We start from the raw sequence: 16,797 nt of genomic DNA on the forward strand, positions 1-16,797 counted from the left end.
CAATCTTAAAGCAGTCCATCAAAAAGCGCTATATCTACCCAGTCTCCAGCGGCAATATTTTCTTGGTCATGGCCAAGAATGACAAAGCAGTTCGCCTCACTCATCGAGCGCAAAATGCCAGCTCCCTGGCTGCCAGTAATTTTGACTGTTGGCCTACCTTCCGCGTTGCGCCCCAAGATGGCGCGCTGAAACTCGGTACGCCCCGCTTTTTTCCGAATAGGCTCTACCGAGATGGCCTGCATCAGAGGAGGCTCTGTTTGGGCAGCCCCGTTGAGTTGCAAAAGGGCGGCGCGCACAAATTGATAGAAGGTGACCATTACGGCAACCGGGTTACCTGGTAAGCCAAAGAATAAGGTTGAACAAGATTTTCCTGGTACTGCTTTGAGTGTTCCAAAGGCCATAGGCCGTCCTGGACGCATCGCAATTTTCCAGAAGCCTACGTCTCCAAGTTCTTGCATGATTTGCTTGGTGAAGTCAGCCTCCCCAACAGATACGCCGCCAGAAGAAATCAATACATCTGCTTTAGTTGCGGCATCAATAAATGCTGCTTTCAGCGAGGAAGGGTCATCACGCACGATGCCGCAATCCACAATCTCCATATTGAGACGGTTGAGCAGTCCGGTGAGGCTATAGCGATTGCTGTCATAAATGCTGCCAGATACCAAAGGTTGACCGAGGGCGCAAAGTTCATCTCCTGATGACAGGATGGCAACCTTGAGTTTGTGCCTTACTGGAAGTGTTGCAATTCCGAGTGATGCCGCTAAACCAATATCAGAGGGACGCAATAAACGACCCGCAGCAATCGCGGACTTTCCCTTTTGTAGATCTTCGCCGCGCAAGCGACGGTTATTGCCCGGCTTTAATTGGTTTTGCTGAAATGTAATGTTGTGCTGATCTTGTGCACCAACGAGCTCTTGCGGAATGACGGTATCGCAACCAGTTGGCATGAGGGCGCCAGTCATGATTTTGAGGCATTCACCAGGGCCGATGCTGCCTTCATAGGGTTTGCCAGCCAGAGCAGTGCCAACTAGCTTAAGTGAAACTTCAGGCTCTTTGGTGTCAAGGCATTTACCGTTAAAAGCAAAGCCGTCCATGGCAGAGTTATCTGCTGCAGGAACGTCTATCGGCGAAAGTAGGTCTGTAGCCAGAATGCGATTGATTGCTTGATCTAAAGAGACTGTTTCAATCTCAGTGATGCCGCCAATTGAAATTGATGTTTTGATGAGCTCATCGACGAGTTTGGCAATCGCTTTGCGCGCTTCATCAACGTGAAGTGATGAAGTTAGGAGAATGGGATCGTTTGGTGAAAGACTCATACGAAGGTTTCTTCCAAATGCTTTAACTCTTCTGGCGTGTTGACGTTTGCAAAAGCGTTGGCATCTTCAAATATCACTGTGCTGTTGCGCAACTCTTTAAACCAACGATCAATTTTAAGATCTCCTTTTGCAAGGAAGGTTTCCAGCGAGGGTAATACATCGGCGCGCATCAAGCAAAACACAGGCTGCGCCCATACCTTGCCATCCGATTCTTTGGTAGATGCGTAAACAATTTGAAAGTCGCCTCGCTCCATTTCCTGGGCTAGCTTGGTCGCCAGATCTTTAGGGAGTAGTGGCGAATCACAAGGCGTTGTAAGGAGATAGCGGGTTTTGCAAGCTTTGAGACCTACCGAGAAGCCGGCTAATGGTCCTGAAAAGTCAGGAGTCTCATCCATGATCACAGCGTAGCCATAGGCTGCGTACTTAGTGATATTGCGATTGGCATTTATGAGAATTGGGCCAACCTGAGGTTTGAGGCGAGTAATCGTAGATTCGATCAAAGGCTTTTGCAGGAAAGGGATTAAGCCCTTATCAATACCACCCATTCTTTGGGCGCGGCCACCTGCCAAGATAAGACCGGTTATGTGCTCAGCCTGAATCATTAGCCGCCAATGTAAGACATTTCGACCTTGCGATTGCCAGTCGATGAGTTTGCTGTCTGAGATCCTCGGATCTCAGAGTAATGGTCATTGCGCTGTGCCCAGGTACTCATGATGGCATTAGCAATTTCTAAATCGCTTTTTCCTGAGCGTAGTAAGGTTTTGAAATCAAACCCTTCGTTCGCAAATAAGCAGAGATACATTTGGCCGTCAGTGGAAATACGAGCGCGCGTGCATTCGTGACAGAAGGTTTGCGTCACGCTAGAGATCACGCCAACCTCACCGGAGCCATCCACGTAGCGCCAGCGTTGAGCAACTTCGCCTGTGTAATTCGCTTCAATGGGTTCTAGCGGGAAGCGCTCATGAATTCTGGCGATCACTTCTTTAGAGGGAAGTACCTGCTCCATATTCCAGCCGTTAGAGCTGCCAACGTCCATGAATTCAATGAAGCGCAGAATGACACCGCTACCTTTAAAGTGCTTGGCCATAGCAACGATCTCATGATCATTAGTGCCTTTTTTCACGACCATATTCACTTTGATATTTTTAAAGCCAACCTCTTGTGCGGCTTTAATTCCATCCAATACATCGCTGACTGGAAAATCGACATCATTCATTTTTTTGAAGATGTCATCATTTAGACCATCAAGACTGACGGTTAATCTTTGTAGGCCGGCTGCTTTTAGGGCAGCAGCCTTCTTGCGCAAGATGCTGCCATTCGTAGTTAAGGTGAGATCTAGTGGTTTGCTTTCTAAAGAGCGAACCTTGGCTAACATCTCAATCAGAATCTCTAGGTTTTTACGAAGTAGCGGCTCTCCACCAGTGAGGCGAATCTTTTCAACACCTAATGTGGCAAAAATTGAGGTGAGACGAGTAATTTCTTCGAAGCTGAGTAATTCTTTTTGAGAGAGGTATGGGTAGTTTTGATCAAATACTTCTTTAGGCATGCAATAGGTACAGCGGAAATTGCAGCGGTCCGTTACGGAGATGCGTAAGTCACGTAAAACCCTGCCGCGAGTGTCTGTTGTCCGGCCATGAGGCTCGATAAGCTGAGTGCCAATAGACGGCACAAGCCCTTTGCCTTCATCAATGCGAATGGGGATTACTTTTGGGATTGCCTTTTCAACCATGATCTCAATTATGGCTGTGAAACGGGGTTTCTGCCAAACCGCCAAATATCCTTGTGGGATAAATGACGGTCTGGAGAAAAAGCTTTAGATGGCTTAAACCGTTTTTTCTTGGCCGCCGGTTTCAACTAAAACCATAGGGCCATCAGGAAGGCTGGCAGCAGGCTTAGGCGCTCTGCCTAAGTTGTGAGCAGCTGGTTCCGCCTGAATCTGACTTTGTGCTTCAGCATGTTTGGATGAATCAGTAGCTACCCAGATCATTCCGGCAGACTGTACAACGCTATGCAAAGGCGTTTCTTCAAGTGCCTGGAAGGCAACTTTTGGAAGTTCGGGTGCAGGCTTAGCAATGACTTCTACCGGAGCTGCAACTGCCGCAACTGGCGCTGGAGTTGATGCAGCAGGAGTAGATTCTTGTGCAGGACGATTTGATTGACGTGGAGCACGCGGCGCACGCTCTTGTCGCTCATGCTTTTCTGCAGCAGGTTTTGCATTGCCAAAACTGTTGGCAATGTTCTGAATCGGCATTGATGCAGACACACCAGCCATGCCAACAGGAGGGCCTGTAAATGGACTGGCTGATACAGTTGTTGAAGTGTTAGCTGATGCAGGCGCTACATTGTTATTTGCTTCGCCATTCTCAGTGCGCTCACCACGTTGTCCACGACCACGACCGCGACGATTGCGACCACGACCGCGACGCTCTTCGCCTTCGGCGCCAGGAGTGGCTTCACTGCCTGGAGCTGCTTCAGTAGCTGGAGTTACAGCGGCTGGGTTAGCTTGGTTGCGATTGCCTTCTTGACGCTCTGGTTTAGGACCATTTTGGTTGCGATTGCCGTTACGGTTATTACGATTGCCGTTACGGTTGTTATTGCCGCCTTCAGTAGCTGCACCTTCGGCTGCATTTGCTGCCGGACGCTCAGCGCGATCACCGTTGCGCTCACCGCGACGATTGCGACCGCGGTTGCGATCACCACCATTGCGGCCTTGATTACGACCACGATTATTACTTGGTGCTGGTTTCTCTTCTACCGCTGGAGATGAGGAGAAAAGCTTCTTGATAAAGCCAAAGAAACCACCAGAGCTTTCGGTCGCCGCTTTTTCAGCGCGCGCAGGGCGTGGCTGGCTAATTGGTGCGGGTTGAGTTGGTGTAATGCCTTTTACTGCAGCTTCAGGACGCACTTTAACGTCAGCATCTTTTTTGCTAACCGTTGTGTCTGTCTCGAGTTCGCGAGCAGCTTCTTCAGCCATGACGTAGCTGGCTTTTTGATCATCCAGACGTGGGTCATCGTGACGCAAACGCTCTAACTTGTAATGCGGTGTTTCTAGGTGCTTGTTTGGAACCATCAAGACGTTCACTTTGAAGCGAGTCTCGATCTTAATAACTTCAGCACGTTTTTCATTCAAGAGGAACGCAGCCACTTCGACTGGAACCTGAGTATGAATAGCTGCTGTGTTCTCTTTCATTGCCTCTTCTTGGATGATGCGCAGAACTTGCAGTGCAGAGGATTCGGTATCACGGATGTGGCCAGTGCCGTTACAACGTGGACAGGTTACATGGCTGCCTTCAGACAGGGCTGGGCGCAAACGTTGGCGGGACATTTCCATCAAACCAAATTTGGAGATCTTGCCCATCTGAACGCGTGCACGGTCATGGCGCAGCGCATCGCGCAAACGATTCTCAACATCTTTCTGTGCTTTGCTCGATTCCATATCAATGAAGTCGATCACGATCAGGCCACCCAAGTCACGTAAACGTGCTTGACGGGCGATTTCATCAGCAGCTTCTAAGTTGGTGCGAGTAGCAGTCTCTTCAATATCAGAGCCACGGGTTGCGCGTGCAGAGTTGACGTCTACAGAAACCAAAGCTTCAGTGTGGTCGATCACGATTGCGCCGCCAGATGGCAATGGCACAGTACGTGAGTACGCAGTTTCAATTTGGTGCTCAATTTGGAAGCGTGAGAACAAAGGCACATCATCGTGATAGCGCTTTACTCTTGGCAAATTGTCAGGCATCACCACAGACATAAATGCTGCAGCTTGTTCGTAGATGTCATCGGTATCGATGAGGATCTCGCCAATATCTGGCTGGAAGTAATCGCGAATAGCACGAATTACTAAGCTAGATTCGAGGTAGATCAATAGCGGCGCTGAGTTGCCTTTGGCGGCTTCATCAATCGCTTTCCACAATTGCATGAGGTAACTTAAGTCCCATTGCAATTCAGTAGCATCGCGACCAATACCTGCGGTACGAGCGATGATGCTCATACCATCAGCTACTTCTAATTGAGACATGGCTTCACGGAGTTCTTGACGATCTTCACCCTCAATACGGCGGGATACGCCACCTCCACGTGGGTTATTTGGCATCAATACCAAATAACGGCCTGCCAGGGAGATAAAGGAGGTGAGGGCGGCGCCTTTTTGGCCGCGCTCTTCTTTTTCTACCTGAACAATGATTTCTTGACCTTCGCGTAAGGCATCCTTAATGGATGCATTGCGGACGTCGATGCCCTCTTTAAAGTAACTACGGGCTACTTCCTTGAATGGTAAAAAGCCGTGGCGTTCTTCACCGTAATTGACAAAGCAAGCCTCCAGGGAGGGTTCAATGCGGGTAATAACACCTTTGTAGATATTGCCTTTGCGTTGTTCACGACCGGCAGCTTCGATATCAATATCAATGAGTTTTTGACCATCAACGATGGCAACTCGCAACTCTTCTTGTTGAGTTGCATTAAACAACATGCGTTTCATAACACTCTCCTATGGGGGAGGGCGTCGTTGCGCGCTAGCGTTAGGGGACAAGTTAAGAACCACTTAGGACTGAGCCTAAGGCGGTTTATGAGTGTGGATCATGCAAATCTAAGCATTTTTTGCTTAGTTCACCAAGTTAACGCTTGGTTAATTCGGTGCCACACTTGACGATCGCCGCAGAGACCTCCTTTAGGTCATCAATGCAGGCGCGCGCCTGAAAACTGTCTTCTAATCGCGGGTCGCGGCATACGGCACACCAACCCTGCGCCTCATTACAACGGGGGAGGGGCAACCCCGGGAGTCTATTAAAGGGCGACTCCAAGCTCCACGATTCAAACCTGACTTCAGGTTGGTCTCGGGCCAATAAATTGGCTAGAGCGTTGATTATACGGCACAAGTTGAATGACAATGGGGTATCGTTGAGTCCCTTGTCATCCTCTGTCGAGGTGGCCAGAGAGATAAATCATGAAACCCGACCCAGTATCCAAGCCAAAAGCAGCCCTAACTAAAGCCCCAGCCGCAGTCCATTTGCAGACTATTGGCCCGGAAGAGGCTGGCCAGCGCTTAGATAACTATCTATTGCGTTGGGCCAAAGGGGTTCCTAAAAGCCATGTTTACCGAATTATTCGGTCTGGCGAGGTGCGGGTGAATAAAAAACGGGCAGAACCCACAACTCGCCTCATTGAGGGTGATGTGGTCCGTTTGCCCCCAGTCCGGATTGCTGAGCCATCCCAAATGGCGGCCGTTAATACCGCCCAAACCAAATCTCGGGCGCGAGGCTATTCTGACAAAATGCCTATCCTTTTTGAGGACGAGGCACTCTTAATAGTAGATAAACCTGCCGGATTAGCTGTGCATGGTGGTTCCGGAATTGCGCTGGGTGTTATTGAAACTTTGCGGATTACCCGTCCTGAGCTCAAGTTCTTGGAGTTAGTGCATCGCTTGGATCGAGATACCTCTGGTGTTTTGTTGTTGGCAAAAAAGCGTAGCGCCTTGGTGGAGTTGCATCGCCAAATTCGTGAAGGTCAAACTGATAAGCGTTATTACTTGCTTGCACATGGTGAAATTGTGCAAGGTGCGCAGGTTATGCAACTCAAATACCCATTGCATAAATATCTGCTGCCCAATGGAGAGCGCCGTGTTCGTGTCGACCCAGATGGGTTGCCAAGCCATACTGCTTTGCGCGTCATCAAGTCCATGAAGCGAGAAGATGCAGCTATTACATTGGCTGAGGCGCAATTAAAGACTGGTCGTACCCATCAGATTCGGGTGCATCTACAAAAGTTAGGGCACGCCATTTTGGGTGACGATAAATACGGCTTTGAAGACTTAGACAAATTGATTAAATCAAAGCGTTTGTATCTGCATGCCCATCTTGCCGGCTTTACTCATCCACGCACTGGTGAAAAGATGCGTATTGAGTCGCCGCTGCCATCAGAGTTTGCGGCCATGATGAAAAACTTCCCACCATCAACTCAAGATGTCTCCAGTGAATAAAGCAGATCGCCGCTATGACCTGATTGTGTGGGACTGGGATGGAACCATTATGGATTCCACGCCAACCATCGTGCATTGTATTCAGCAAGCATGCCGTGATTTAGGGTTCAAGGCGCCAGACGATACTTTGGCGAGCTCGGTGATTGGTTTGGGTATTCAGGATTCCTTGCGAAGAGCGGTGCCGTGGATTGAGCCGATTCATTTTCAAAAACTCACCGATCGTTTTCGCTATCACTACTTGGCAAAAGATCATGAGTTGGATCTCTTTGTTGGCATTCGTGAATTACTAGAAAAACTCCGCGATGATCAGTATTTATTGGGAGTAGCAACTGGCAAATCTCGCGTGGGTCTAGATCGCTCTTTGAAGCACCATCAAATTGGGCATCTTTTTCATGAAACACGCACGGCAGACGAATCATTTTCTAAGCCGCATCCCGGGATGCTGTTGGAGTTATCAGATGTCACGCAGGTTCCTACCCGTCGCATGCTCATGATTGGCGATACCACTCATGACTTGGATATGGCAGCTAATGCTGGTGTCGATGCGGTAGCGGTTACCTATGGGGCGCATCCACCTGAAACGCTCAAGACCTCGCAGTCATTGGCGCACGTCAATGATGTTGCTGAACTTGCGCAATGGCTTAAACAGAATTTGTAATGTAGTAATTGAATTAGCAAGTAAGCAGGTAAGCAAAGGAAACAAAGGAAACAAAGATGGAAAACAACCCAAATCCGAATTGGGAGCGTCAAGCTCTTGAGCATTTGTTATTAGAGAATTTAAAGGAGACACGCAAAGCGCGTCGCTGGAGGGTGGTATTGCGCATCCTCACTTTGTTAGTGATTGTCGCTGTCCTGCTGTCTGTATTTGATTTTCATTTGCCAGGTCGTGGCATGAATATGGAAAAGCACACTGCTTTGGTAACGCTAGAGGGTGAGATTTCATCTAGTTCAATGGCTAATGCCATGGACATCAATTCCTCATTGGTAGCTGCATTTGAAAACGAGCATAGTGCTGGTGTTGTCATGAGAATCAATAGTCCTGGCGGCTCTCCAGTTCAGGCTGGAATGATCAATGATGAAATTCACCGCTTGCGTAAGTTGTATCCCAATAAGCCGTTCTATGTCGTAGTTGAAGATATTTGCGCCTCGGGTGGTTATTACGTTGCTGTTGCTGCCGATCAAATCTTGGTGGATAAAGCGAGCCTGGTTGGATCTATCGGCGTCATCATGGAGGGCTTTGGCTTTACCGGTTTAATGGATAAGTTGGGCGTCACACGTCGCATGATTACTGCGGGCTCGAACAAGGGCATGATGGATCCATTTAGCAAAGAAGATCCCAAGCAAGTTGAAATGGTCAAAACCATGATTGATGAAATTCATCAGCAATTTATTGCGGTAGTGAAAGAAGGACGTGGTGCTCGCTTAAAAGAATCTGCTGATTTATTCTCTGGCCGCATTTGGAACGGCGAGCAAGCGGTGAAGATTGGTTTAGTGGATGGCTACGGCACAGTGGATACAGTGGCGCGTGATGTTTTCAAGGCGCCAGATGTGCTTGACTACACCATGAAAGAAAACTTTGCGGAGCGTGTTGCTAAGCGCTTTGGTGCGGAGGCTGGTGCTGCGGCTGGTAAGGCTTTAGTAAAAACACCAGACCTCAAGTAAGCCAGTAAAAATCAGAGCTCAACAGAGTCCATCAAGTTAGGCCAACAGTAGAAATACAGTTGGCCTATTTTGTAATGAGGCGCATGCAGCTTCATTCGGATAGCGCTTGCGCCAGTCCGCAATCGACAGCGTTGTAATCATTTCAGATTTCAGACTCAGATCTACGCCAAGACAAAGCAAGCTTTGTGGCGCTAAAGAATTTAAACAGGCCATCAGCATCGCAGTATTGCGATAGGGCGTCTCAATCCAAATTTGAGTTTGCTGTAATTTACGAGATTCAATCTCAAGCTGTTTTAGTTTAGTTGTGCGCTCATGGGTGTCGTGCGGTAAGTAACCCTGAAATGCAAAACGTTGCCCATTTAAACCGCTCGCCATCAGACCGAGCAAGATGGAGCTGGGGCCAACCAGCGGTTTAACTTGTGCACCAAGTTTATGTGCCGCTAACACTAGCTCTGCGCCAGGATCTGCCACGCCGGGTACGCCAGCCTCAGACATGAGGCCCATATCATTGCCAGCAAGCAATGGTTTGAGTAAGTCCGCTGGCTTTACTGCATCTCCATACTTTGCATTTCGTGCGGCACCGCGCCACTCACTCATTTGCATTTCTTGAATAGTGCAGGCTAATGGAGAAACGCTATCAATTGCTTTTAACAATGCACGCGCTGTTTTTGCGTCTTCCACAATCCAGTGTTTTAGCTTCGCTGATTGCGCAATAGTTTCGCTGGGAAGCACCCATGGCAATTGCTCGACACGTGCATCATCACCTAAGGTGTTAGGAATCAAATATAGGGTGCCAAGCTTTGTCATGAATGATGTTTTCTGTTGATTGCTTTTTTACTGCTGAGTATTTTTTGGCGGGATTGCAAAACCTGCATCACGCAATAAGCCGGTTAAAGCAATAAGCGGTAAGCCAATTAACGCAGTGGGGTCGTCACTCTTAATAGACTCGAGCAGGCTGACTCCAAGGCCTTCTGACTTAGCGCTACCTGCGCAATCATAAGGTTCTTCTGCAAGCAAGTAGGATTCCAAAACACTATCGGGAAGTTTGCGAAAAGTTACTTCAGTAGGAACGCACAATGTAGTTTGCGTATCACCCTTCATTAGGCACAGCGCTGTTTGGAAAATCACTGTTTGACCACGCATCAGTTGTAGTTGGGCTAATGCCCTTTCAAAATTTCCTGGTTTGCCAATAGCGGCACCACAAAGATCTGCCACTTGATCGGAGCCAATCACCCAGGCATGTGGATGATCTTTTGCAACAGCCGCTGCTTTAGCTTGTGCGAGACGAAGCGCTAAATCAAGAGTGCTTTCGCCGGTGAGCGGTGTCTCATCTACCTTTGGTGAAATCACTTCAAATGGAATGCGCAGACGCTCTAAAAGTTCGCGACGATATTTGGATGTAGAAGCCAAGATGAGGCTTGGGTTTTGGGACGCATTGGTGGAGGTACTCATGTTTAGCTGTGCTTTCTAGTGCGCCTTCATTTAGACTGATGCTATGAATCGTAATCAAGTTTTACCTCAAGTCGAACTATCTGCCGAGCCCAGCGCTTTAAAAAAGGTGGATTTTTGCGCCCCCCAATCCTACACAGGGTCTGGTTTTTTAAGCATCCCAGATTTGCCAAGGGTGGCTGAGGAGGCTTCTGCCATCAACCCTGGGGACGGCTTTGATTGGTCCGTAAGAACCCATTTTGAGGATTCTCCAGGTAGTGAGCCACGCCAAATACTGGATTTGGGTCTAAAAGGACGCCTTCACCTAGTTTGCCAGCGCTGTTTGCAGGATTGCGCGGTAGATTTTGACGAAAGTCGCCGATTTATCCTGGTCGCTACAGAAGAGGAGGCTGATTCCCATCCCCTGGAGGATGAGGAGCAAGAGCCGCTGGTCGTTAGTCAGCATTTCAACCTCCTAGAAACTATAGAGGATGAGATTTTGCTGTCTTTACCCTTGATTCCTAAGCACCCAGATGGATTTTGTGAGCCTCACGCCTCAACCTTTGGCGATGAGGGGGTGGAAGAGGCTTCAAATGAGCGTGAAAATCCCTTTAACATATTGAAAAATATGAAGAAAAACTGAAATCAGGAGTTCTGTTTTAGCTGTTGTTTTGAGTGCGGTTTGTCGATAAATCAAGCATTTACATGCTTTTCCATGCTAGAATGTCGCCTTGCTTAGGAGTTCAATATGGCCGTTCAACAAAACAAAAAATCACCTTCCAAACGTGGCATGCATCGTGCGCACGACTTTTTGACCGCACCTGCTACGGCTGTTGAAGCCACAACTGGTGAGGCTCATTTGCGCCACCACATTTCACCAAACGGCTACTATCGTGGTCGTAAAGTTGTTAAAACCAAAAACGACTAATTTTTTAGTCAAAACAGATAGAAGCGGCTCCAGTAAAAGCCGCTTTTTTCTTGGATAAATCACTTGCAGCAATCAATGAGTTTATGAGCGTTACTCTTGCTATTGATGCCATGGGCGGAGATCATGGAGTTGTCGTGACGGTTCCAGCTGCCTGCGATTTTTTAGAAAAACATTCTGATGTGAAGATTGCCTTGGTGGGTGATCCCGATTTAATCAAGCAAGTCTTGAGTAAATCCCCAAAAGCTCCGATGGAGCGAATTCAAATTATTCCCGCGAGTGAAGTTGTGTTGATGGATGATCCCATCGAGGTGGCTTTGCGTCGTAAAAAAGATTCTTCAATGCGCGTTGCGATTGAGCAAGTGAAAGAGGGCGCTGCTGATGCAGTGATCTCTTCCGGCAATACCGGTGCGTTGATGGCGATTTCTCGCTACATCCTGAAAACCCTTGAGGGCGTTGATCGTCCGGCCATTGCTACTGCCATTCCTAATGAGTTGGGGCGCGGTACCACTATGTTGGATCTCGGTGCAAATGCAGACTGTGAGCCAATGCACTTGGTTCAATTTGCTCAGATGGCAAACGTCATGGTGCAAGTTGTTGATGGCAAACAGAATCCTTCAATTGGCCTCCTGAATATTGGCGAAGAAGTCATTAAAGGCAATGAAGTTGTTAAGCAGACTAGCGAACTTTTACGTCAAACCAATTTAAACTTTTACGGCAACGTAGAAGGCAACGATATTTTTAAAGGTACAACCGATATTGTGGTGTGCGACGGGTTTGTTGGTAACGTCGTTCTCAAGGCAAGCGAAGGTTTAGCAAAAATGATGAGCGGCATGATTCGTGAAGAATTTAATCGTTCGTTGCTAACTAAATTGATGGCTATTTGCGCAATGGTGCCTTTGCTTAGAGTGCGCAAGCGTGTTGATCATCGTCGTTATAACGGTGCGGTATTGTTGGGTTTACGTGGCTGCGTCATTAAGAGCCATGGATCTGCTGATCGCTTTGCGTTTGGTTTTGCCTTAGATCGCGCTTATGAGGCGGCTAAAAATCGCATGGTGGAACGTATTGCTGCAGCCTTTGTGGTGGAGACAAAAGTATGAGCATCTTTGCAAGAATCGCCGGAACTGGAAGCTATCTTCCGGAAATGCGTTTAACAAACCAGGATTTGGTTGAACGCTTAGCTAAGACAGGTTTGGAAACCAGTGATGAGTGGATTACCACTCGTAGCGGTATCTCTGCGCGTCACTTTGCTGCTGAAAATGAACTCACTAGCGATCTCGCTGTGAAAGCTGCGCAAGCTGCTTTGGTGAGCGCCGGCATTACTTCTGAAGATTTGGACCTCATTATTTTGGCTACTTCTACGCCAGATCATTTGGGCGGCTTTCCAAGTACTGCTTGTGTAGTGCAAGATAAGTTGGGCGCACACACTTCTTGCGCTGCTTTTGATGTCCAGGCGGTATGTGCTGGTTTCACATATGCACTCGCTATTGCTGATGCGTTTATTCGTTCTGCAACCTATAAAAAAGTATTAGTCATTGGTGCAGAAACTTTTTCGCGCATCCTAGATTTCCAAGATCGTGGCACTTGTGTTTTATTTGGCGATGGCGCTGGCGCAGTGGTGCTTGAGGCTTCAAAAGAAGCTGGCATTCTGTCTACTGCATTGCATGCTGATGGAAGTCAGCGGGATATCTTGTGTGTCCCAGGACGATCTGGTAATGGCAAGGTACATGGTTCCCCATTTATGACCATGGATGGTCAGGCGGTATTTAAATTGGCTGTGAAGGTATTGGAACAAGTAGCGCACGAAGCACTTGAGAAGGCCAACCTTAAGCCAGAGCAAATCGATTGGTTGGTGCCACACCAAGCCAATATCCGCATCATGGAAGGGACTGCTAAGAAGATGGGTATGTCCATGGATAAAGTCATTGTGACAGTCCATGAGCATGGCAACACTTCTGCGGCATCCATCCCATTGGCGCTAGATGCTGGCGTGCGTTCTGGCCAAATTCAACGTGGTCAACATCTCTTATTAGAGGGTGTTGGCGGCGGATTTGCTTGGGGCGCGGTTGCACTCAAGTATTAAGAACTTATTATTTCTTTTATTCATTTATTAGTTTCTTATTTAGCGAATTAATCTCATGACATTTGCATTTGTATTCCCAGGCCAAGGTTCCCAATCAGTGGGCATGCTCAATTCGATTTCTGAGCGCCCAGAAGTGCGCGCAACATTACAAGAAGCTTCTGAAGCCTTGGGTGAAGACGTTGCTAAATTAATTGCTGAAGGTCCTGCTGAGGCTTTGTCCTTGACTACCAATACTCAGCCAGTTATGTTGACTGCTGCTGTAGCGTTTTATCGTGCTTGGTTAGCTGCTGGTGGTTCTGCCCCTAAGGTCATGGCTGGTCATAGTCTTGGCGAGTACTCAGCATTAGTAGCATCAGGCGTAATTTCATTTAAGGATGCCGTGCCATTGGTGCGCTTTCGTGCAGAGGCAATGCAAACTGCGGTGCCGGTTGGTACTGGCGGTATGGCTGCCATTTTGGGTTTAGATGATGCAACTGTCATTAAAGTTTGTGCTGAAGCTAGTGCTGCCTCTGGTGGTGTTGTAGAGGCGGTAAATTTCAATGCACCAGGACAAGTGGTGATTGCAGGTGCTAGTGATGCTGTTGCTAAAGCGTGTGAGCTATTAAAAGCTGCTGGCGCTAAGCGAGCTTTGCCTTTACCAGTTTCTGCGCCGTTCCATTCATCTCTATTGCAACCAGCCTCTGAAAAACTCAAAGGCTACTTGGCAAATATCGAATTTAAAGCCCCAATTATTCCCGTGATCAATAACGTAGATGTAGAAATCTTGAATGATCCTGCTGCGATTAAAGATGCATTGGTGCGCCAAGCTGCGAAACCAGTGCGTTGGCAAGAAACCATCCAGGCTATGGCTGGGCAAGGTATCACGCAGGTAGTGGAGTGCGGTCCTGGCAAAGTATTGGCTGGCTTAACTAAGCGCATTAATGATCAAGTTACCGGTGTGCCAGTATTTGATGAAGCTAGCTTGATTGAAGTTCTAGCAAGTCTTAAATAAAATCTAGATAAAAGAAATCTAAAGAAACAAAAAGAACAGCGGAAGACAAATATGAATCTCGACTTAAGTGGACAAATTGCCTTGGTAACTGGCGCCTCACGGGGTATCGGGCAGGCGATTGCGGATGAGTTAGTAAAGTGCGGCGCAAAAGTGATTGGTACTGCTACCTCCGAAAGTGGAGCAAAAGCAATTGATGAGCGCTTAAAAGCATCGGGCGGTGCCGGCAAAGTATTGAATGTGACTGCGCCGAACGCTTGCGAAGAAATTATTGATTTAATTGTTAAAGAGTATGGCGGCATCAATATTTTGGTTAACAACGCTGGCATCACTCGCGATAACTTAGCAATGCGCATGAAGGGTGATGAGTGGACGGATGTAATCGACACCAACTTAAGTTCAGTTTTCCGCCTGTCACAAGCGGTTATGCGTCCAATGATGAAGGCTCGTGGTGGCCGCATTATTAATATCACTTCAATTGTGGGTCATATGGGCAATCCTGGCCAAGCCAACTACGCTGCTGCAAAAGCGGGTGTTTCTGGTATGACCCGTGCTTTAGCTCGTGAAATTGGCAGTCGGAATATCACCGTGAACTGCGTTGCCCCTGGATTTATTGATACCGATATGACACGCGCCCTGAGCGAAGAGCAGCAAAACGCCCTAAAAGTGAACATTCCGTTAGCTAGACTGGGTAGTCCTGAGGATGTGGCCCAAGCGGTGGCATTTTTAGCCTCTCCAGCCGCTGGATACATTACGGGGAATACCCTACACGTCAATGGCGGGCTCTATTTAGCCTAACGGCAAAGCGAGGATTTGGTCATTTTTCGGCGAATTTGCTAATTCGGTCCGCCAAACTGATAAAATCCTTTTCATCGTTTTTTACAACCCCTGGGGAAATTAATGGACAACATCGAACAACGCGTTAAGAAAATCGTCGCTGAGCAATTAGGCGTCGCAGAAGCAGAGATCAAAAATGAATCTTCTTTTGTGAACGACTTGGGCGCTGACTCTCTTGACACTGTTGAGCTGGTTATGGCTTTGGAAGATGAATTCGGCATCGAAATTCCTGATGAGGAAGCTGAAAAGATCACTACAGTTCAGCTCGCGATCGACTTCGCTAAATCAAAAGCTCAGGGTTAATTCCCTAGCCTAGGTATTACTGTGTCAGCATCAAATGGCCGACGCCGGGTAGTAGTTACCGGCCTTGGTCTCATCTCACCTGTTGGTAATTCAGTTGATGTAGCTTGGTCTAATTTGCTCGCGGGCAAATCAGGCATCGCTACCATCACGAAGTTTGACCACACTCCGCTTAGCGTTCATTTCGCTGGAGAGGTGAAAGATTTCAATGTTGAAGAATATGTTTCTGCTAAAGAAGCGCGCCATATGGATACCTTTATCCATTACGGCATTGCTGCTGGTACGCAAGCTATTCGCGACAGCGGTCTAGAGATTACCGAGCAAAACGCCGAGCGTGTTGGCGTAATGGTTGGCTCTGGCATTGGCGGCTTGCCAATGATTGAGGAGACCGGTGCAGAGCTTTTAGCTCGTGGCCCTCGTCGCATCTCGCCATTCTTTGTTCCGGGCTCAATCATTAATATGATTTCTGGCCACCTCAGTATTTTGTTTGGCCTTAAAGGTCCGAACGTAGCTGCAGTGACTGCCTGTACTACTGGTTTACACAGCATCGGATTAGCTGCGCGTTTAATTCAGTATGGTGATGCTGACGTCATGGTTGCTGGTGGCGCTGAATCAACTATTTCTGCCTTAGGTGTTGGCGGCTTTGCTTCTGCAAGAGCCTTATCAACACGTAATGATGATCCTGCAACTGCATCACGTCCTTGGGATAAAGATCGCGATGGTTTTGTTCTTGGCGAAGGTGCTGGTGTAGTGGTACTCGAAGAGTATGAGCATGCCAAGGCACGTGGCGCAAAAATTTATTGCGAACTGCTTGGCTTTGGCATGAGTGGCGATGCGTATCACATGACTGCACCAAATATGGATGGCCCACGCCGTTGCATGGTTAATGCAATGCGTGACGCTAAATTGAATCCAGATCAAATTCAGTATTTAAATGCTCACGGAACTTCTACACCGCTTGGTGACAAGAATGAAACCGAAGCAATCAAAGCAGCTTTGGGTGATCACGCTAAAAAGGCTTTAATCAACTCCACCAAGTCCATGACGGGCCACCTTTTGGGCGGCGCTGGCGGCTTGGAGTCTGTTTTCACAATTCTGGCTCTTCATAACCAGAAATCACCGCCTACTATCAACATCTTCAATCAAGATCCTGAGTGTGACTTGGACTACTGCGCCAATACTGCTAGGGACGTGAAGATTGACCATGCAGTCAAAAACAATTTTGGCTTTGGGGGTACTAACGGTACCTTGATTTTCGGCAAATTGACCTAATATTCTCTTTAT

The 16,797-nt window shown here is 47.9% G+C and carries 17 protein-coding genes; 11 read left to right on the forward strand and 6 right to left on the reverse strand.

Annotated elements, in window-relative coordinates; all coding sequences use genetic code 11:
• Positions 1-5 precede the first annotated feature (5 nt).
• The 4 genes from glp to C2745_RS02060 all read right to left on the reverse strand — a co-directional run bounded on the left by glp (position 6) and on the right by C2745_RS02060 (position 5,793).
• Positions 6-1,316: a gephyrin-like molybdotransferase Glp gene (gene glp, locus C2745_RS02045; protein ID WP_215384688.1), complete on the reverse strand. Its 1,311-nt coding sequence runs from the start codon at positions 1,314-1,316 to the stop codon at positions 6-8.
• Positions 1,313-1,918 (reverse strand): molybdenum cofactor guanylyltransferase MobA, encoded by a 606-nt coding sequence (mobA, locus tag C2745_RS02050; protein ID WP_215384690.1) that lies wholly within the window; start codon positions 1,916-1,918, stop codon positions 1,313-1,315. The genes glp and mobA overlap by 4 nt, the downstream gene beginning before the upstream one ends.
• Positions 1,918-3,045, reverse strand: coding sequence for a GTP 3',8-cyclase MoaA (moaA, locus tag C2745_RS02055; protein WP_215384692.1), 1,128 nt, complete (start codon positions 3,043-3,045; stop codon positions 1,918-1,920). Before moaA ends, mobA begins: the two co-directional genes overlap by 1 nt.
• 93 nt (positions 3,046-3,138) lie before the next feature.
• The gene (locus tag C2745_RS02060; RefSeq protein ID WP_215384694.1) at positions 3,139-5,793 is read right to left on the reverse strand and encodes an Rne/Rng family ribonuclease; all 2,655 of its coding nucleotides are present in this window, start codon (positions 5,791-5,793) and stop codon (positions 3,139-3,141) included.
• Between the two features lie 465 nt (positions 5,794-6,258).
• Between C2745_RS02060 and C2745_RS02065 the strand changes: the two genes are divergently transcribed.
• Genes C2745_RS02065 through sppA form a run of 3 tightly spaced genes read left to right on the forward strand, consistent with a single transcriptional unit; the run spans position 6,259 to position 8,952 of the window.
• On the forward strand, positions 6,259-7,290 hold the full coding sequence (locus tag C2745_RS02065) for an RluA family pseudouridine synthase (RefSeq protein WP_215384696.1): 1,032 nt from the start codon (positions 6,259-6,261) through the stop codon (positions 7,288-7,290).
• Positions 7,274-7,948, forward strand: a complete 675-nt coding sequence (locus tag C2745_RS02070) for an HAD-IA family hydrolase (protein ID WP_215384698.1) — start codon at positions 7,274-7,276, stop codon at positions 7,946-7,948. The genes C2745_RS02065 and C2745_RS02070 overlap by 17 nt, the downstream gene beginning before the upstream one ends.
• A gap of 56 nt (positions 7,949-8,004) precedes the next feature.
• Entirely contained in the window at positions 8,005-8,952 is a 948-nt protein-coding gene (gene sppA, locus C2745_RS02075; protein ID WP_215384699.1) for a signal peptide peptidase SppA, read from the forward strand.
• Between the two features lie 36 nt (positions 8,953-8,988).
• Here the strand turns inward: sppA and C2745_RS02080 are convergent, their stop codons facing one another.
• Both C2745_RS02080 and C2745_RS02085 read right to left on the reverse strand, forming a co-directional pair.
• Positions 8,989-9,759 carry an SAM-dependent methyltransferase gene (locus C2745_RS02080; protein WP_215384701.1) on the reverse strand — a complete coding sequence of 257 codons (771 nt, stop codon included), beginning with the start codon at positions 9,757-9,759 and terminating at the stop codon, positions 8,989-8,991.
• A gap of 27 nt (positions 9,760-9,786) precedes the next feature.
• Entirely contained in the window at positions 9,787-10,404 is a 618-nt protein-coding gene (locus C2745_RS02085; RefSeq protein ID WP_215384702.1) for a Maf family nucleotide pyrophosphatase, read from the reverse strand.
• 43 nt (positions 10,405-10,447) lie between these two features.
• Between C2745_RS02085 and C2745_RS02090 the strand changes: the two genes are divergently transcribed.
• The 8 genes from C2745_RS02090 (at position 10,448) to fabF (ending at position 16,785) form a co-directional block, all read left to right on the forward strand.
• Positions 10,448-11,023, forward strand: a complete 576-nt coding sequence (locus C2745_RS02090) for a DUF177 domain-containing protein (RefSeq protein WP_215384704.1) — start codon at positions 10,448-10,450, stop codon at positions 11,021-11,023.
• Positions 11,024-11,128: 105 nt separating this feature from the next.
• Entirely contained in the window at positions 11,129-11,308 is a 180-nt protein-coding gene (rpmF, locus tag C2745_RS02095; protein WP_011902241.1) for a 50S ribosomal protein L32, read from the forward strand.
• Positions 11,309-11,391: 83 nt separating this feature from the next.
• A complete protein-coding gene (gene plsX, locus C2745_RS02100) occupies positions 11,392-12,405 on the forward strand; it encodes a phosphate acyltransferase PlsX (protein ID WP_215385572.1) in 1,014 nt (337 codons plus the stop codon).
• Positions 12,402-13,388, forward strand: a complete 987-nt coding sequence (locus C2745_RS02105) for a beta-ketoacyl-ACP synthase III (protein ID WP_215384706.1) — start codon at positions 12,402-12,404, stop codon at positions 13,386-13,388. The genes plsX and C2745_RS02105 overlap by 4 nt, the downstream gene beginning before the upstream one ends.
• A gap of 55 nt (positions 13,389-13,443) precedes the next feature.
• Complete coding sequence (gene fabD / locus C2745_RS02110; RefSeq protein ID WP_215384708.1) at positions 13,444-14,379, forward strand: ACP S-malonyltransferase; 936 nt, start codon at positions 13,444-13,446, stop codon at positions 14,377-14,379.
• 51 nt (positions 14,380-14,430) lie between these two features.
• Complete coding sequence (gene fabG / locus C2745_RS02115) at positions 14,431-15,174, forward strand: 3-oxoacyl-ACP reductase FabG (protein WP_215384710.1); 744 nt, start codon at positions 14,431-14,433, stop codon at positions 15,172-15,174.
• Between the two features lie 102 nt (positions 15,175-15,276).
• The gene (gene acpP, locus C2745_RS02120; RefSeq protein WP_062311190.1) at positions 15,277-15,516 is read left to right on the forward strand and encodes an acyl carrier protein; all 240 of its coding nucleotides are present in this window, start codon (positions 15,277-15,279) and stop codon (positions 15,514-15,516) included.
• 21 nt (positions 15,517-15,537) lie between these two features.
• Positions 15,538-16,785, forward strand: coding sequence for a beta-ketoacyl-ACP synthase II (gene fabF / locus C2745_RS02125; protein ID WP_215384711.1), 1,248 nt, complete (start codon positions 15,538-15,540; stop codon positions 16,783-16,785).
• The last annotated feature ends 12 nt before the right edge of the window (positions 16,786-16,797 follow it).

It is taken from the genome of Polynucleobacter sp. AP-Kolm-20A-A1, from assembly GCF_018688315.1.
Lineage (GTDB): Bacteria > Pseudomonadota > Gammaproteobacteria > Burkholderiales > Burkholderiaceae > Polynucleobacter.

Coding starts and splice junctions, on each gene's coding strand:
- C2745_RS02090 (WP_215384704.1), top strand. CDS start 10,448: ATGAATCGTAATCAAGTTTTACCTCAAGTCGAACTATCTGCCGAGCCC.
- moaA (WP_215384692.1), bottom strand. CDS start 3,045: ATGGTTGAAAAGGCAATCCCAAAAGTAATCCCCATTCGCATTGATGAA.
- rpmF (WP_011902241.1), top strand. CDS start 11,129: ATGGCCGTTCAACAAAACAAAAAATCACCTTCCAAACGTGGCATGCAT.
- acpP (WP_062311190.1), top strand. CDS start 15,277: ATGGACAACATCGAACAACGCGTTAAGAAAATCGTCGCTGAGCAATTA.
- glp (WP_215384688.1), bottom strand. CDS start 1,316: ATGAGTCTTTCACCAAACGATCCCATTCTCCTAACTTCATCACTTCAC.
- C2745_RS02080 (WP_215384701.1), bottom strand. CDS start 9,759: ATGACAAAGCTTGGCACCCTATATTTGATTCCTAACACCTTAGGTGAT.
- C2745_RS02065 (WP_215384696.1), top strand. CDS start 6,259: ATGAAACCCGACCCAGTATCCAAGCCAAAAGCAGCCCTAACTAAAGCC.
- C2745_RS02070 (WP_215384698.1), top strand. CDS start 7,274: ATGTCTCCAGTGAATAAAGCAGATCGCCGCTATGACCTGATTGTGTGG.
- mobA (WP_215384690.1), bottom strand. CDS start 1,918: ATGATTCAGGCTGAGCACATAACCGGTCTTATCTTGGCAGGTGGCCGC.
- C2745_RS02105 (WP_215384706.1), top strand. CDS start 12,402: ATGAGCATCTTTGCAAGAATCGCCGGAACTGGAAGCTATCTTCCGGAA.
- plsX (WP_215385572.1), top strand. CDS start 11,392: ATGAGCGTTACTCTTGCTATTGATGCCATGGGCGGAGATCATGGAGTT.
- C2745_RS02060 (WP_215384694.1), bottom strand. CDS start 5,793: ATGAAACGCATGTTGTTTAATGCAACTCAACAAGAAGAGTTGCGAGTT.
- sppA (WP_215384699.1), top strand. CDS start 8,005: ATGGAAAACAACCCAAATCCGAATTGGGAGCGTCAAGCTCTTGAGCAT.
- fabD (WP_215384708.1), top strand. CDS start 13,444: ATGACATTTGCATTTGTATTCCCAGGCCAAGGTTCCCAATCAGTGGGC.
- fabG (WP_215384710.1), top strand. CDS start 14,431: ATGAATCTCGACTTAAGTGGACAAATTGCCTTGGTAACTGGCGCCTCA.
- C2745_RS02085 (WP_215384702.1), bottom strand. CDS start 10,404: ATGAGTACCTCCACCAATGCGTCCCAAAACCCAAGCCTCATCTTGGCT.